Annotated in this window: 12 protein-coding genes and 1 pseudogene; 6 read left to right on the top strand and 7 right to left on the bottom strand. The window is 58.3% G+C overall.

Going from position 1 to position 15,846, the window contains the following annotated elements; all coding sequences use genetic code 11:
• Positions 1–149 precede the first annotated feature (149 nt).
• Complete coding sequence (locus P3G59_RS15435) at positions 150–419, top strand: PepSY domain-containing protein (RefSeq protein ID WP_277757922.1); 270 nt, start codon at positions 150–152, stop codon at positions 417–419.
• A gap of 64 nt (positions 420–483) precedes the next feature.
• Here P3G59_RS15435 and P3G59_RS15430 read toward each other — a convergent pair whose 3' ends face one another.
• Positions 484–5,346, bottom strand: coding sequence for a DUF6543 domain-containing protein (locus tag P3G59_RS15430; protein ID WP_277757921.1), 4,863 nt, complete (start codon positions 5,344–5,346; stop codon positions 484–486).
• Between the two features lie 231 nt (positions 5,347–5,577).
• On the opposite strand from P3G59_RS15430, the gene P3G59_RS15425 reads away from it, so the two are divergent.
• Positions 5,578–6,618 carry an Ldh family oxidoreductase gene (locus P3G59_RS15425; protein WP_277757920.1) on the top strand — a complete coding sequence of 347 codons (1,041 nt, stop codon included), beginning with the start codon at positions 5,578–5,580 and terminating at the stop codon, positions 6,616–6,618.
• 252 nt (positions 6,619–6,870) lie between these two features.
• A pseudogene (locus P3G59_RS15420) lies at positions 6,871–8,124 on the top strand (IS3 family transposase).
• Positions 8,125–8,134: 10 nt separating this feature from the next.
• Here P3G59_RS15420 and P3G59_RS15415 read toward each other — a convergent pair.
• Positions 8,135–8,452, bottom strand: coding sequence for a DUF883 family protein (locus tag P3G59_RS15415; protein WP_016982860.1), 318 nt, complete (start codon positions 8,450–8,452; stop codon positions 8,135–8,137).
• A gap of 154 nt (positions 8,453–8,606) precedes the next feature.
• Between P3G59_RS15415 and P3G59_RS15410 the strand changes: the two genes are divergently transcribed.
• On the top strand, positions 8,607–8,861 hold the full coding sequence (locus P3G59_RS15410) for a hypothetical protein (RefSeq protein ID WP_007917411.1): 255 nt from the start codon (positions 8,607–8,609) through the stop codon (positions 8,859–8,861).
• A 4-nt stretch (positions 8,862–8,865) separates the two neighbouring features.
• On the opposite strand, the gene P3G59_RS15405 is transcribed toward P3G59_RS15410, so the two are convergent.
• Entirely contained in the window at positions 8,866–9,774 is a 909-nt protein-coding gene (locus P3G59_RS15405) for a LysR family transcriptional regulator (protein WP_277757919.1), read from the bottom strand.
• Between the two features lie 84 nt (positions 9,775–9,858).
• Between P3G59_RS15405 and P3G59_RS15400 the strand changes: the two genes are divergently transcribed.
• Positions 9,859–10,782, top strand: coding sequence for a carbon-nitrogen hydrolase family protein (locus tag P3G59_RS15400; RefSeq protein WP_277757918.1), 924 nt, complete (start codon positions 9,859–9,861; stop codon positions 10,780–10,782).
• Between the two features lie 143 nt (positions 10,783–10,925).
• Here P3G59_RS15400 and P3G59_RS15395 read toward each other — a convergent pair whose 3' ends face one another.
• The 4 genes from P3G59_RS15395 to P3G59_RS15380 all read right to left on the bottom strand — a co-directional run bounded on the left by P3G59_RS15395 (position 10,926) and on the right by P3G59_RS15380 (position 14,643).
• On the bottom strand, positions 10,926–11,471 hold the full coding sequence (locus P3G59_RS15395) for a GNAT family N-acetyltransferase (RefSeq protein ID WP_277757917.1): 546 nt from the start codon (positions 11,469–11,471) through the stop codon (positions 10,926–10,928).
• Between the two features lie 53 nt (positions 11,472–11,524).
• Positions 11,525–11,998, bottom strand: coding sequence for an LEA type 2 family protein (locus P3G59_RS15390; protein ID WP_277757916.1), 474 nt, complete (start codon positions 11,996–11,998; stop codon positions 11,525–11,527).
• A gap of 67 nt (positions 11,999–12,065) precedes the next feature.
• Positions 12,066–13,532, bottom strand: a complete 1,467-nt coding sequence (locus tag P3G59_RS15385) for a nucleobase:cation symporter-2 family protein (protein WP_277757915.1) — start codon at positions 13,530–13,532, stop codon at positions 12,066–12,068.
• 217 nt (positions 13,533–13,749) lie between these two features.
• Positions 13,750–14,643: a LysR family transcriptional regulator gene (locus P3G59_RS15380; protein WP_277757914.1), complete on the bottom strand. Its 894-nt coding sequence runs from the start codon at positions 14,641–14,643 to the stop codon at positions 13,750–13,752.
• Between the two features lie 99 nt (positions 14,644–14,742).
• Here P3G59_RS15380 and P3G59_RS15375 point away from each other — a divergent pair, with 99 nt between their 5' ends.
• Positions 14,743–15,834: a polyamine ABC transporter substrate-binding protein gene (locus P3G59_RS15375; protein ID WP_277757913.1), complete on the top strand. Its 1,092-nt coding sequence runs from the start codon at positions 14,743–14,745 to the stop codon at positions 15,832–15,834.
• Positions 15,835–15,846 lie beyond the last annotated feature (12 nt).

The raw sequence follows: 15,846 nt of genomic DNA, 5'->3' as shown, positions 1-15,846 counted from the left end.
CTCGTCCTGATTTCGCACATTCTAACCTTGTCGGCAAGTTGCCGAGAACATGCGTCATGGCATTTACCCATCAAAGTGGAACTTATTTTTCGCTCAGGCACCCAAAAAGCAGGACGACCAAGACCACTATCCATAAATGGAGTGAAAAAATGATCAGAAAGACTTTCGCCGCATTGCTTGCCACTGCCTCTTTGATGGCGGCGGGCGCAGCCTTTGCCGACAAACCGGGCGCCGGCTGGATTACCATCGAAAAAGCCATCGAAACGGCCAAGACTAAAGCAGGCTATGTCGAGATCTACAAGATCGAGGCTGATAACGATGGCTATTGGGAGGGTGAAGGACGCAAGGCCGATGGTGTTGTTTACGAGTTCCGTATCGACGGGGCGTCGGGCAATGTGTTGCGTGATCAGAAGGATTAACAACCCGAATGCTGCTTGTAAAAATGCGCCGGCTTCCCGCCGGCGTATTTTTTTATTCCAGTCGTCAAGGCAAGGCAGATAAGGAGCCCGTCTGGCTTGAAGTTGGCGCCGGTAAAGGGATGTGGACCGGAGGCGGGTCCAGCGTCTGGCCCATTTCGCTGATGAGCAACGCGATCGAGTCGGCGTTGGCCAGCATCACATCAACGCGTGCTTCATCAGAGACGGCACTGCGAAAGGCTTTACGTGCATCTGCAAGATTTGTGGTTTTTGTCAGGCTGAGAATTTTCTTGTAATCATTGGCGCGCTCCGGCAACTGATCCAGCCCCACCCACACCCCGTTCTGACTCTTCTCCGCGAACAACTGCGAAAGTGGGGTGGAGCGGGACAAGGACTTACGCAACTGTTCAATATCAGCTTTGAGAAGTTGCCCGTTCGCGGTTGATGTATCGATAAGATGGGGAAATGGCGCCATCGCCTCTACGGAGACGAAATCTTCGCTGTCGGAGACTAGATGCGAAAGTTCATGGAACAGCGTGACCGCGCGAGCATGAGAGTCAACATTGAACCTGGGCGGCAGATAAGCAGTGTAGGCATGCATCCCCGGATTAAAAAAGAGTTCGGTGAAGTGGACGACCCTTCGCCTGTCTCCCTTGAAAACAAATGCAACCGTATCGTCGCCAAAGCGCGCATTCAGGCCTGCGAAAAAGCGTTCCGTATAGAGCAAGTCATCTGTTGGATCAGTCAACTCACGGCAAAGGGGGATGATCACCTGTTCGAATCTTCTGAGTAGCCTGGGGGGGATTTGCGCTACTTCGAAAAAATCTTTGAGTACTGTTTCAACTCGAGTGCCACCCAGGTTGTCGCGATGTATGACGAAGTTGTGCAGGCAATTCAGCGCATAGTCTCTCGCCCGACTGACAGCTTGCTGTATCACGAAGGCTCGGGCGGGATAGCGCCGATTGATTTGGGCCATCCCTTTGGCCTGGACATACATCATTATCGAGCGGCTGCGCTCGATGTCGGTTTGCGCGCGGTTGCGTTGCTTTGACCGGCAACGACGAGCCGACTTGTCGGCGCCGGCAACCACAAGTCTTGAGTTCTTCTGTGCCAGCGCCGGCCCTTGGCCCGCGTTTTTTATACGCAAATACCAGGTTTTTTCAGACTGGATCACCGGATAGACCTTGCCGGCAATCGCCGCGTATTTTTGTCCCGTCGACGAATCCCCATAAACAAGTTTGTTGTTCTCAAGCTTCAGCTTCTCGAGAGCGGTGGTGGTTTCAAAGCGTTGCAGATTAATGCGAGAGTCCGTAACGGGTGCGACTTTTGCCCAGCGAGCGGCTTTTACCATTGGGTTCCCGCCGTTTTCGCCAGCCGTCGATCCAGGCGCCTGCGCAAATTCGGCTGTTTCCTCCTGCACTTCTGTTTCCCAGGATAAACGGCCCAGACTGAACAGGGAGATCGCTCCTGTGATGAAGCTTTTCAGGGCGTTCGCCCAATGATGTTCCTGCAAATCTTCGGCAGACTCTTTGAAGTCCTGGTAACTCTTCCAGAGAAAAAACAATGAGGCGAGTTTCCCCTGCAACAGGTACGGAACCAGACGCACACCGTGGCTGAATAGAAACTTCGCCGCTTCCCAGTCGGATTGCGCATTGATCTGCGGCTGGCAACTGAGCAACTGTGGCAGCAGGCTGAGCGTGTCCTTGTGCAACCGCTCCAGTAGATTGCCGTTGATGGCAGTGCTTTGCAGCTTGATTTCAGCAGGTTTGCCGATCGTTGTTTTCAAAAGATTCTTGAAGCCTGCCTGTTGCCCTGAGGGCAAGCGTCGAATGATCAAGTCCTGGAAATGCCCCGGTGTATTAAACGCATCGATCAACTGCGCTTCAGTATCGAATTCGCGAAAAACGTATTTGGAGTAAGGCGCGTAGAGCACCCGTGGGCCTGTTTGTCCCGGACCCGGCCCGATCACATAAAGTCCGAGGGCGTCGACAACAGTGCCGCCTGTGGCCTTGATCGATGACAGCGGGCAAACAATGGCGTGGGCGTCCTTTACCGTCGCACGCGCCACCCCGTCCGGCATGTCCAGAACCTGGCAAATGTAGTCATACCCGTTTTCCGACAGCTGTTGCTGCAACTTCAACGAGTGCGCGTGCTGCATCAACTGCCAGGGCACCTGACGTAAAAAGCGTGTTTTGCTGAGGCGTGCCGAGTCGCTGTCAGCTGACAGCGCTTCGGTCACTTTCTGCGTGTAGGTGGTGGTGATATCGAGGGATTGCAACAGTTGCTGCACGGCAGACTGATTGAGGTTCTTCGGTAACGCGGTGGCTGTGTTCGAGGCAACCTTGAAACCGGTGCCCTGCACGATGTTGTAGTGATGCAAGGCAAAATCGAGCAAACTGCAGGATGGACCGGCCAGCGTCAGATTCGGGGTGATCTGAATCTCCTGCGGCTTGAGTCTTTTGTTCGGGAATCTGGCGTCGAGCAGGGTCTTCAGCGTGTCCTCGACATGGGTGGTTAACGCAGGTATGCCTTCGAGAAAATCCTTGCCATCGATAAAGCTGCGTCGCAGTTCATCCAGCAGGGCGAGTTGCGTGCGTTGTTCGGTAACCGGGGCCATGCGCAACCAGTCTGGATAGTCGAGACGACGGACGATGGCCCACGCGAGTTCAATGGTCCGGCGCAAGTTGGTATCGATGACGGTGTTTTTCATCTGACTCAGGAAGTTTGCGAGTGTGTCCTTGTCCTTGATGCAAACGCGTAACACCTGACAATGGTCGAGGAAATGTTCAATGGCCGATTGCATGCGATCGTTCATCACATTGCCTTCAATCAGTTGGAAGGTACCCAGGATGTATTGCTGATCGAGTGGGCGTTGCTTCGGTGGCAGATTTTCCAGCAGTGTCTGATTCTGATTGTTGTCGTCGAGCCGCCGTTGCAGCTGCTTTTGCGCAATGGCGATGTCGTCGAACGATTCCAGGCCCATGGCTGGGGTCCACAGAATGGCACGCCCGGAATGCTCGACATCCATGCCTCCGCGTTCGGTCAGGAGTACGCAGTGGGCAAGCGACATCACTTCACTTTGGCCTGTGCGGGTGAGGGTGAGCGACCAGGCATCCGGCCGGAAGCCATTGACGGACTGGCGATCCATGCGTGTTGCGTGTTTTGCGTTGAACACCGCTTCGACGATTGTTCGCTCGGCCGTCAGCCAGGATCCGCTGAGGTTTCTCATCTGTGCCTCACCACGCACACCGTCCTCGAAGGCCTGCGCCAGTTTCCATCGAATACCTTCGAGAAAGGCGCGTTGCTCAGTGCTGCTGGTGGTCGGCTGGTCTTTAAAGTGGCTGGTGAGATTCTCCAGGGTGCGTTCCAGCTTTGTCGCCAATTGTCCAGCCTTGTCGGCCTGCACGATTGAGGAGGGTGGTGCGCTGGAAAACAACGGGCGGGTGCTCCAGCGTTCGTTGACGTCAAGCTTGAGCAGGCGCTCGTGAATCATTGCGCGGATATCCAGCGCCTTGTCGAAAAGCGCATGGATGTCAGTCGTGCGTTCGCTTTGGCGCAAGAGCTGCAAGGCGTATTCAACGTTCTGGCGTTGTTTGGTGAGGATTGCCTCAAACAGCGTCGTAATGATCTCGCCGCCGATGTGTTCACCGGCCACCTGGGCGTTGGCGAAACCAAGATAGCGATTGCGTTCCTCAAGGCTCATGAGGCCGTATAGCTCGTCCTCATGTCCGGCGGCATTGAGTTTGGCGGTCAACGTCTGTTTCAGATCGGCGTAGTTGGTGAGGACCTGAAAGCCTTGAGTGGGGGTGTAGAGATAGGCGTTGTCATGGTTGATCATCAGCGAGCCGGCCAACTCGACATAGGCGGTGTCCTCGCGCAAGCACACGGTTTCGAAGGTGGGTCGCTGGAAAGCGACATTCGGTTCCCGAATCAAGCAGTGCAATGCGTTGAACTCAGCGGCGGAGAGGATTTCCGTTTCGCGCTTGATCATCAAATCCGCACGCACCTGATCCTGCAGTGTCTGGCTGAAGAATGCGCGTCTGGGCGAGCCCTCGAATGAGGCGGCATTCCAGTAGGCCTCGAGCTGTCGAAACAACAGCATGGCAAGTTTTCCCGCTGCGGACTTGATCGCATGCGCCCAAGCGATCTGGTCAGCCTCCCGGCCAGAGCGGGCGGCATGGGAAAATTCAGCTGTCTGACCACGCGGCCAGCCTTGATGACGGAAGTACAGCAGTAGCGCTTCACTGAGCGACAGCGAATCGACCCATTGCCTGACATCCCCGGAGAGTGGATCGGTTTCGGCGAAAAAACTGACCCGGGTGCGCGACTGCTGCAAACCGGCGAAGTGAGGTTCGAGCAGTTCATCGAGAATCTTTTCCAGCAGGGTGGTCAGCGAAGGCAGGCGTTTGAGTTCATCCAGCAGGTCGCGCGCGCAGGTGTCCTGAGATTGGTTGATCGCGGCAGTTTGATCGTCGAACACATCGCCTTCGATCGTCTCCCGGGTCTGGGTAATACCGCGTTTTTCTACTAACTCTTTGCGCAGCGACACGGTGAGAAAGGCGAACAGATCATCCTTTTCGTCAGCGTTGTCCAGGCGCGTTTGCAAGGCCTCGGTCAGCGCCTCGTGATCAGCGTATTTTTTCAGGCCATCGTAGGGGGTGTAGAGAAACACGCCCTGGTCATCCGGCCCGGCGCTGAGAATAAAACTGCCGGCCAGCGGCACAGCCAATTGCTTGTCGGCGTTTAACAGAATGCGTTCGGCCAGCATGGGTGGGGTTTGTTCGCTGCGCAGCGCATGGGTTGCCAGTTGCACATGAGCGAGCCAAGGGAAATCCTTGCTGTTCAGGCCGTGGGCTTGACGGAAGTCGTTATGCAGGCCTGGGGATTTGAGAATGTCGGGGAAGAGTAAAGGTGCAGTGGGGCTAGACATCATCGAGCTCTGAATGCAGGCGCCTTGGGCGGGGGGCTCAAGAATAGGTACGCAGTTCCGTGCACAGGCGGTACATAGTTACCGCACACGCCGAGTTGAAATATGCAGGGAAGGGCGTCAGTCACTCCCGAATGATCGAAGGGTTGACAGCCGACAGCTCCGCCATGGTTAATCGGTGAGCAAGTCGTCCATACGCTGTTGTTCCCTCCAATAATCATTCTGGAGCTTCAGATGTCTGCGCCACACGATCAGGTGTCCTCTGCTGTCTCGTCCTCGTTGTCTCTTGAAGCGCTGACGCAACTGCTTGAAACGATTTTTCTGCGCCACGGCACCTCCGCCGAAGTCGCGCAAGTGCTGGCCGCCAACTGTGCCGGCGCCGAGCGTGACGGTGCCCATAGCCATGGCGTGTTTCGCATTCCCGGGTATGTCTCGACCCTGAAAAGCGGCTGGGTCAACGGCCGCGCCGTGCCGCAAGTCGAAGATGTCGCCTCGGGATTTGTCCGTGTCGATGCCGGCAACGGTTTCGCGCAACCGGCACTGGCCGCCGCTCGGCCGTTGTTGGTGGAGAAGGCGCGAAGCGCCGGGATTGCCGTGTTGGCGATTCGCAACTCGCATCACTTCGCCGCGCTGTGGCCGGACGTCGAGCCTTTCGCCGACGAGGGGCTGGTGGCGCTGAGCGTGGTCAACAGCATGACCTGCGTGGTGCCCCATGGCGCTGACCGGCCGCTGTTCGGCACCAACCCGATTGCGTTCGCCGCCCCACGAGCCGGCGCCGCGCCGATAGTCTTCGACCTGGCCACCAGCGCGATCGCCCATGGCGACGTGCAGATCGCCGCGCGCAAAGGTGAGCGGCTGCCGGCCGGGATGGGCGTGGACAGCCTCGGTCAGCCGACCCAGGACCCCAAAGCGATTCTTGAAGGCGGCGCGTTACTGCCGTTCGGCGGTCATAAAGGCTCGGCGCTGTCGATGATGGTCGAGCTAATGGCGGCGGCGCTGACGGGAGGCAACTTTTCCTTCGAGTTCGATTGGTCCGATCATCCCGGGGCGAAAACGCCGTGGACCGGGCAATTGTTGATCGTCATCGATCCGAGCAAGGCCGCCGGGCAGGGTTTTGCCGAACGCAGTGGCGAACTGGTGCGCCAGATGCACGGCGTCGGCCTCAAGCGTTTGCCGGGGGATCGTCGGCATTGGCAGCGGAGCAAATCGTTGGCTGAGGGCATTGTGCTGGATGAGCAGACATTGGCGCAGTTGCGTGGACTGGCGGGAGCATGATCAAAGATCGAAAGCCCCTCACCCTGGCCCTCCCGAAACGTCGGACCGCCCCGAGGGAGAGGGGTCTGACCGCGGTGAATGGGGGATGTGCGCCGACGTGAAAGATCGAGCTGAACTCAGGTTTTGCAAGCCTGGAGTCGCCTAAATCACGCAGGCATAAAAAAGGCGAACCCAGCGGGTTCGCCTTTTTTTTCGTCTTTGTCTCGTCCTGGATAAGGTTTACACCTTCTGGCTTTTTATCAGGAAGGTGCAATGGATACGGGCGCAAAACGTAGTCAGCGCGATTACACGCTGACTTTTAAATTGTCGGTTGTCGACCAAGTAGAAAAAGGCGAGTTGAGTTATAAAGAGGCTCAACGGCGTTATGGGATTCAGGGTCGATCGACGGTGTTGGTCTGGTTACGCAAGCATGGTCGACAAGATTGGAGCCAAGGCGCCTCCATTCGTACGCAGAGGACTCGACCGATGGACGAGCCAACTTTGCCTTTGACCCCCGAGCAGAGAATCAAAGAGCTTGAGGAGCAACTGGCACTAGCAAATCAGAAAGCCAAATTCTTTGAAGATGTGGTTGATGTCTTGAAGAATGACTACGGCGTATCCATTGTAAAAAAGCGGCCCGGCAAGTCGTTGCGCAAACCCAAACCCTGAGTGTCAGCAGGGCTTGCCAGTTTATGGGGATCAGTCGCCAAGCCTTTTACAAGCGTGATCGCGTCTATCGGGCGCGAGTCGATCAAGATCAGAAACTCATCAAGTTTGTGCAGGCAATCCGAGTGCGCCAACCCTGCATTGGCGCACGCAAGCTCCAGTCATTGATGCACGCGGAGCGTGAGAAACCTGAGTTGCATGTTGGCCGGGATCGCTTGTTTGAAGTGCTGCGCGAGCACCGGCAGTTGGTTCGCAGGAAACGGGCCTATCACAAGACGACCGACAGCCATCATCACTTTCGCTGCCATCCCAATCTGCTAAAGCCAGGTCCGCAGCAAGTCGTTGCAACCGGTCCGGAACAGGTCTGGGTGGCCGATATTACTTACCTGTCCACCCAGCGTGACGATCCGGTCTACCTGAGCCTGGTCACAGATGCCTTCTCAAGAAAAATTGTCGGTTATCACGTGCATGGCAGCCTGCATGCCGACTCGGTGGCCCAAGCCTTACGCATGGCGTTAAAGGCACGTCGAACACGTCAGAAACTGGTCCACCACTCGGATCGAGGAGTCCAGTACTGCTCGGCGCTGTATCAAAAGCTCCACGCCAAGCATGGCATCACGTGTTCGATGACGGATGGCTACGACTGCTACCAAAACGCCTTGGCAGAGCGGGTCAACGGCATCTTGAAAACAGAACTATTACTCCACCGGCCGACAGACTTGGCGCAAGCGGAGCAAATGGTGCGACAAGCGATCCTGATCTACAACCAGGAACGCCCGCACCTGTCCTTAAAATACAAAACGCCCGATGCGGTGCATCGGGCGTTGGGGTGAAACAGGTGTAAACCTATTTCAGGACTAGACACTTTGAATCAGCGACGGCCGAGCAGCAAGCCGACCACCAGACCGAAACCGGCGGAGATTGCCACGGTCTGCCACGGATGGCCGCCAATGTAGCTTTCAGTGGCATCGACCGCCGGTTTGGTGCGATCACGCACGCTCGACACGGAATCCAGAGCCTGTTGCAGTTTCAGGGCGATTTGTCCGCGCAGCGTTTCCGCTTCTTCGCCGACCAGTGAGGCGCTGCTCTTGAGCAGTTTGTCGGACTCTTCGATCAGAGCCTGAAGTTCGCTGAAGGCCTGATCCTTGATTTGATCTTCGGCGGCTTGCACGGCGGATTTACGGGCCATTGGGTGACTCCTTGCAGTTGAATGGACAGTGATCAATGGAGTGTGGCGCTTACGGAAAAGTTGCACTGAATTTAGGCCAGAAAGAAAAACCTGCGCGGGAGATTTCTGCCGAGCGTGTAAGATGTCGCCATTTTACGCAGCAGGATAATTCCCCATGAGTTTCAATCTGGCCGACAAATCACTCGCAGAGCGCGCCGCGCTGGAAGACGAGAAATCCCGTCTGTTCGAACTCTGGCAGAACAATCTGGGCAAAGCCAAAGGCGAAGCCGCGCGTTTGTTCGGCGAGCGCGGCAAGCGCAAAGGCAAATGGGCTGAGTGGGTCCGCGCGGAACTGGACGGCATGTCGCCGCCGGAGTTCGCCAACATGGTTCGCAGTGAAGTCAATCGACTGATGGCCGCCAACAAGTAACGCCTCACCTGAACGTCGCGGCAATCGCTTCACGCACTTTGACCACCACCGGATCGATCTGCGTGCTGGTGCGCCAGCCCAGTTCGACCGGATACCGCGGCAACTGCAGCGGGCAGGGCAGCAGCGCCAGACCGCTGAGTGCTGCGATGCTCTCGGCGGCATGCGTCGGAATCGTCGCCACCGCCCGGCTGCCCTTGAGCAGATACGGCAGCGCGGCGAAATGCGTGGTCGAGGCGCACACCCGTCGGCTCCGGCCCAGCGCCGCCAACCCCTCATCGGTAATCCCGATAAACCCGCCGGACGACACCAGAATGTGCTCGCGGGCAACGAACGCCTCAAGATCAATCTGCTGCTGGCCGGGCGCAAGGCTCGCCGGATCGACCAGACACGCATAGCCACCTTCGCCCAACACCTGACGGCTGAGCAAGCGCTCGGCAAAGCCACCGGCAGTAATCGCCAGATCGATGCTGCGCTCCATCAGCGCGCGGGCGACGATCTGGCTGTGAGTCTGTCGGAAGATCACCCGCAGCCTCGGTGCGCTGCGGGCAATTTCCTCGATCAGGCGACGGCCGTAGGCAATCTCGAAGTCATCCGACAACCCCAGCGTGACCGAGCGGCCATCGTATTGATTGGCCGTCGGGTCGACCATCGCCAGAGTCTGCCGGCATTTGTTCAGCGCGTCGCTGACCACCGGTTTCAATTGATTGGCTTTGAGCGTCGGTGCCAGCCCACGCCCGGTGCGCACGAACAATTGATCGCCGTAAAACTCGCGCAACCGGCGCAACGCCGCACTGACGGCCGATTGCGTGACGCCCAGACGCAACGCCGCGCGGCTGGCGCTGGACTCTTCATGCAGGGCTTCAAAGACTTTCAGCAGGTTGAGGTCGATCGTGGCGATATTCATTTGGCTCATATCATTCAGCAGTGATCGGGGCTTTATTCATGATCGCGTGGCGCCGCAGAATCAGCAACCACTGAACCTTAAGGAATCCCCGCCATGGCCAAATCGATTGTTGCTGCGCTGCAAATCGGCGCATTGCCCGACGGCAAAGCTGCCACTCTGGAACAGATTTTGAGTTGGGAAGGCGCGATCAGCGAGTCCGGTGCGGCGCTGGTAGTGATGCCGGAAGCCCTGTTGGGCGGTTATCCGAAAGGCGAGGGTTTCGGCACACAATTAGGTTATCGCCTGCCCGAGGGGCGTGAAGCCTATGCCCGTTACTTCGCCAATGCGATCGACGTGCCGGGGCCCGAGACGCAAGCACTGGCCGATCTGTCGGCGCGCACCGGGGCCAATCTGGTGATCGGTGTGATCGAACGCTCCGGCAGCACGCTGTATTGCACCGCGCTGTATTTCGACCCGCAGGCCGGCCTCGTCGGCAAACACCGCAAACTGATGCCCACCGGCACCGAACGGTTGATCTGGGGCAAGGGCGACGGCTCGACTTTGCCGGTGTTCGACACCCGGGTTGGCAAGCTCGGCGCCGTGGTGTGCTGGGAAAACATGATGCCGCTGCTGCGCACGGCGATGTATGCCAAAGGCATTGAAGTGTGGTGCGCACCGACTGTGGACGAGCGGGAAATGTGGCAGGTCAGCATGCGCCACATCGCCCATGAAGGCCGCTGCTTTGTAGTCAGTGCGTGCCAGGTGCAGGCCTCGCCGAATGAACTGGGCGTGGAAATCGCCAATTGGCCAGCGGATCGCCCGCTGATTGCCGGCGGCAGCGTGATCGTCGGGCCGATGGGCGATGTGCTGGCGGGGCCGTTGCGCGGGGAGGCGGGGTTGCTCACGGCTGAAATCGACACCGATGAACTGGTGCGCGCACGTTATGACTACGATGTGGTCGGCCATTATGCGCGGCCGGATGTGTTTGAGTTGAGCGTGGATGAACGGGCAAAACCGGGTGTGCGCTTTAACACATAACCCACTGTCTTCGTGACCCCTGTAGGAGCTGCCGAAGGCTCGGGCCGCGATCGGACGATCTTTTGCTTTTGCTTTTCAAGATCAAAATCAAAAGATCGCAGCCTCCGGCAGCTCCTACATTGGATTGGTGGTGTGTCTGGAAATCAGTGGTGCTTTAGCCACTCTTCGCGGGTGATTTCCCAAATCTCCCGAGGAAAACGCCCACCGACGAAATCGTCTTCATCGGTCCGAATCAAGCGCATCCCGGCGCGCTCCGAGAGCCTGCGAGAGCCCAGGTTCGGCGCTGCTTTGGGCACGCGCATCACTGGCCGTTGAAGTACGTTGAACCAGTAATCGGTCACCGCTGCGCTCGCCTCGGTCATAAACCCCTGACCTTGCCACGCCGGCGCCAGCCAGAAACCGCGATGGTTGTCCGCTTGATCCATCAGGCTGATATTGCCGATCAACTGTTCAGGTGCGGACTTGAGACGAATCGTCCAATGCCATTCCTTGCCGGCCGCCACCGCCGGCAAGGCAATGTCGCGCAGATAGGTGAGGGCGCCATCGTCCGGGTACGGCCATGGCACGGCCGCATTCAGATATCGCACCACGTCCCAATGCGCAAATTCGCGTTGCACGGACTCGGCATCGGTCAATTGCAATGGGCGCAGGATCAGTCGTTCGGTGTACAGCGTCGGTGTGTCTTCCATAAACCTGCAGCCTCCATGAGTGTCTTTCAGGAACGAAGCAGGCTAGCGCATTTTTACCAGGTAGCGGCAGTGGCCTTGGGCAGGCTGAGCTTGCCGCTGTCGACGAAGCGCATGGTGCCAAACAGACCGCCGGCAAGCTTGCCGCGCAGCACGTAGGGCAGGTTATTGAGGGTTTGCGTCTGGCTCAGCCCCAGCGTCTGGCGCAGGACCGAGAACGCGGAAATGCTCACCGGCACGCTGACAATGGTTTCGGAAAAACGCGGGATCGAACCGCTCTGATCGCTCACGCCCGAGGCCAGCGAATGGCCGTTGACCTCCAGATCCAGGGCGATGCCGTTGTAGTCGATGGCCGTCTCATTGGGGTTCTGTACGCGAATTTTCAGGGCGAAGCGCACTTCCAGATCCTGACTCGGCAACGGCTCCAGGCCGACCACGTTGATGTTCACCGGATCACGGTTGGGGAATAGCGCACAGGCGCTGAGGGACAGCAGGAGCAGTGACAGAATGACGGCTTGAAAACGGCGCATAAACAGTCTCTCAACAAAAAAGGGCTGAACCGTCACCGGCTCAGCCCTTTCTATCAAAGGCCAGACGTTAGCGGTTCAACTGTGCGACAGCCGCCGCCGGAGCAGGTTCACCTTTGGCCGGCATGTCCGGGTTTTCCATGACCTGAAGAATAGAAGCTTCCGGGTCGAAATCGTCTTCTTCCAGCTCGATGAATTCTTCCGGCAGAAAGATGTTCAGCACGATAGCGCACAACGCACCGACGGTGATCGGCGATTCGAAGATGTTGCGCAGCGCTTGCGGCAGCTCGCGCAACACTTCCGGGACCGCCGCAATGCCCAGGCCCATGCCTAGCGAAATCGCCACGATCAGCATGTTGCGCCGATGCAGGCCCGCCTCGGCAAGGATCTTGATGCCGGCCACCGCGACGGTGCCGAACATCACCAGTTCGGCGCCACCCAGTACCGGTTTGGGCATCAACTGCAGCACCGCGCCGATCATCGGGAACAGCCCCAGCAGCACCAGCAGACCGGCAATGAAGAAGGCGACGTAGCGGCTGGCCACGCCGGTGAGCTGAATCACGCCGTTGTTCTGCGCGAAGGTCACCATTGGCATGCTGTTGAACACGGCAGCCATCGCCGAGTTGAGGCCGTCGGCGAGCAGGCCGGATTTGATTCGGCGGATGTACAGCGGGCCTTTGACCGGTTGCCGGGAGATCATCGAGTTGGCTGTCAGGTCACCGGCAGCTTCCAGCGGCGACACGAGGAAAATCACCGCCACCGGCACGAACGCCACCCAGTCGAAGTTGAAACCGTACTTGAACGGCACCGGCACGCTGACCAGCGGCACCTCGGGCATCGAGGCGAAATCCACGGTGCCCATCAGCCACGCAACCACATAACCCAGAGTGAGGCCGATAACGATCGCGCCCAGGCGCAGAAACGGCACGTCGACGCGGTTCAGCACGACGATGGTGCCGATCACCAGCGCTGCCAGAAAGAGATGGCTGGCAGCCCCCAGATCCGGCGCGCCGAAACCGCCGGCAATGTCGGTCATTGCCACTTTGATCAGCGACAGGCCCATCAACGTGATGATGGTGCCGGTGACCACCGGGGTGATCAGCATGCGCAGTTTGCCGATGAACTGACTCAGCACCACTTCGATGAACGCGGCGAAAAAACACACGCCGAAGATCGTCGAGAGAATTTCATCGGTGCCGCCACCGCGCGCCTTGACCATGAAACCGGCGCTGAGAATCACGCTGATAAAGGAAAAACTGGTGCCTTGCAGGCACAACAATCCCGAACCGACCGGGCCGAAGCGCTTGGCCTGGACGAAGGTGCCGAGGCCGGAAACGAACAGCGCCATACTGATCAGGTAGGGGATTTCACTATGCAGACCGAGGGCGCCGCCCATGATCAGGGTCGGGGTGATAATGCCGACGAAGCTCGCCAACACGTGTTGCAGCGCGGCAAATACGGTGGCGGTCAGGTGCGGGCGGTCGTTGAGACCATAGATCAGGTCGTTGTTGCGCGGGGCTTTTTCAGAGGCGGTCATGGTGTTTTGCGCGCCGCGAGGCGGGGCCGGGTCAGAAAATGGAGGCGCAGGATGCCGGAAGAGGGCGGCGAGGGCAACGAGCAATAACTGCCTGAAAGGTCAGGTTTTATTGGCCGCTAGCGGTAAACGCCGGTGCAGGCGCTGTCGAGTGAAACGAGGTGGCGATCTTTTAAGAGCAAAAGATCGCAGCCTGCGGCAGCTCCTACAGGGAGATGTCTCAGGAGAACGCTGCGAGCAGATCCTCTTCAAAGGCTTTTTGCGCATCCCCCGGCACCTGCGCCCGATGCCGGGCCAGATGAAACGCCACCTCGAAACTCAACTCGCCCTCGCGGATTGGCCGCAGCAGGCCCTTGGCTTGCCAGCTGCGCGCATAGTGATCCGGCAGATAACCGACATGTTTGCCGGACAGAATAAAGGTCAGCGTGCCTTCAACCTGCTCCGACCGCGCCGAGCAGACCTTGCCCTGAAACGGTTCGTCGCTGCGCAAAAACCGATAGGGGTGATCGACTCGGTCGCAGGCCTGCAGGGCGGCATCACTCGGCGCTACATCGGTAAACAAGGGATGGCCGGCAGCGCAGTACAAATGCTGGGTTTCGCTGAACAACTGGCGATAGTCGAAGGCACTTTGCACTTGCGAGAAATAGCCGATCGCCAGATCCAGTCGCTGCTGCAACAGCAGCCGTTCCATTTCGCCGGGCATGGCACTGATCAGTTCGATGCGTACAGACTCGTCGCGCTCGCGAAAGCGTCGGATCGCCAGCGCCACTCGCTGCAACACCGACTGATCGACCGACTCGGAGATCCCCAGGCGCACTTCACCGATCAAGCGTCCGGCAACACCGTTGGATTGATGGCGGAACGTTTCAATCGATTCAAACAACGTGCGCACCGCGATCAGCAACTGCTCACCCTTGGGCGTGACACTGAAACCGCCCTTGCCGCGACTGCACAGGCGATAGCCGAGGCGGGTTTCCAGTTTGGCCATTTGCTGGCTGATGCTCGACTGGCTCAGGCCCAGATCCCCTTGGGCTGCACTGAAACCACCGCACTCGACCACCCGTACAAACAGGCGCAACAGTTGCAAATCCACGTCGTGCAGTTGACCCAACATCACATTACTCCGGGATAAAGTCAGGATAATTATTCGGCTATTTTTCTAATGTATCGAACCGCGCATCCTGCAACCACTTCCTCCGGTCAGGTGTTCGTCATGGCTCTCGTGTTCAAGCTGTGTTTCCCCGCGCTGCTGTTGTCCGTGGCTCTTCAGGCTCAGGCCGAGGACAACATGCTAAATCTCTACAGCTGGGCCGATTACGTGCCGCCGCAAACCCTGCAACGGTTCGAGCAGGAAACCGGTATCCATGTGCGTTACGACACCTTCGACACCTCCGAGGTGCTGGAGACCAAGTTGCTCACCGGTGGTAGCGGCTATGACGTGGTGGTGCCGTCGTCCAGCGTTCTGGCGCGAGGACTCGCGGCGGGTGCGTTGAAAGAAATCCCCCACGAAGGCCTCAAGGGCTACGCCAACCTTGATCCGGACTTGCTGGAAAAAATGGCCGCCGTCGACCCCGGTAATCGCTACGGTGTGCCGTACACCTGGGGCACCTTGGGTCTGGGAATGAACGTTGAGGCGGTGAAGCAGCGCTTGCCCGATGTGCCGCTGAACAGCCTCGATCTGCTGTTCAAGCCCGAGAACGCCAGCAAGCTGAAAGACTGCGGCATCGCGATCCTCGATTCGCCGCAAGAGGTCATCGGACTGGCCCTGCATTACCTGGGTAAAGATCCCTACAGCACGGACAAGAACGATCTGGCCGCCGCCGAAGCGTTGTTGCAGAAACTTCAGCCGTCGGTGCTCTACGTCGCCACCGGCCGGCAGATCAATGACCTGGCCAGCGGCAACGTGTGCCTTGCGCTGACGTACAACGGCGACGCGAGCATGGCCGCTGATCAAGCGCACAAGGCCAATAAACCCTTCGAAGTGGCGTATCGCATTCCCAAGGAGGGCACGCTGGTGTGGCAAGACAATCTGGCCATCCCCAAAGATGCGCCGCACCCCGAAGCTGCGCGGGCGTTCATTGAATTCATGCTGCGGCCGGACTCGGTGGCCGAACTGACCAACACGCTGTTTTTTGCCACCGCCAACCAGGCCGCCACGCCATTGGTGGATGAAGCCGTGCGCAACGATCCCGACATCTACCCACCGAGCGAGGTGCGCGCGCGGCTCTATGCCGATCGCAGCATGAGCCTCAAGGACATGCGTCAGCGCACGCGTCTGTGGACCACTTTCCGTAGCCACCAATAACAACAGGAGCAC

The sequence above is a fragment of the Pseudomonas sp. A34-9 genome, from assembly GCF_029543085.1.
In the GTDB taxonomy this organism is placed as follows: domain Bacteria; phylum Pseudomonadota; class Gammaproteobacteria; order Pseudomonadales; family Pseudomonadaceae; genus Aquipseudomonas.
The sequence above is the reverse complement of the archived record's forward strand: the minus strand, read 5'-3'. Positions and strand labels throughout refer to the sequence as shown.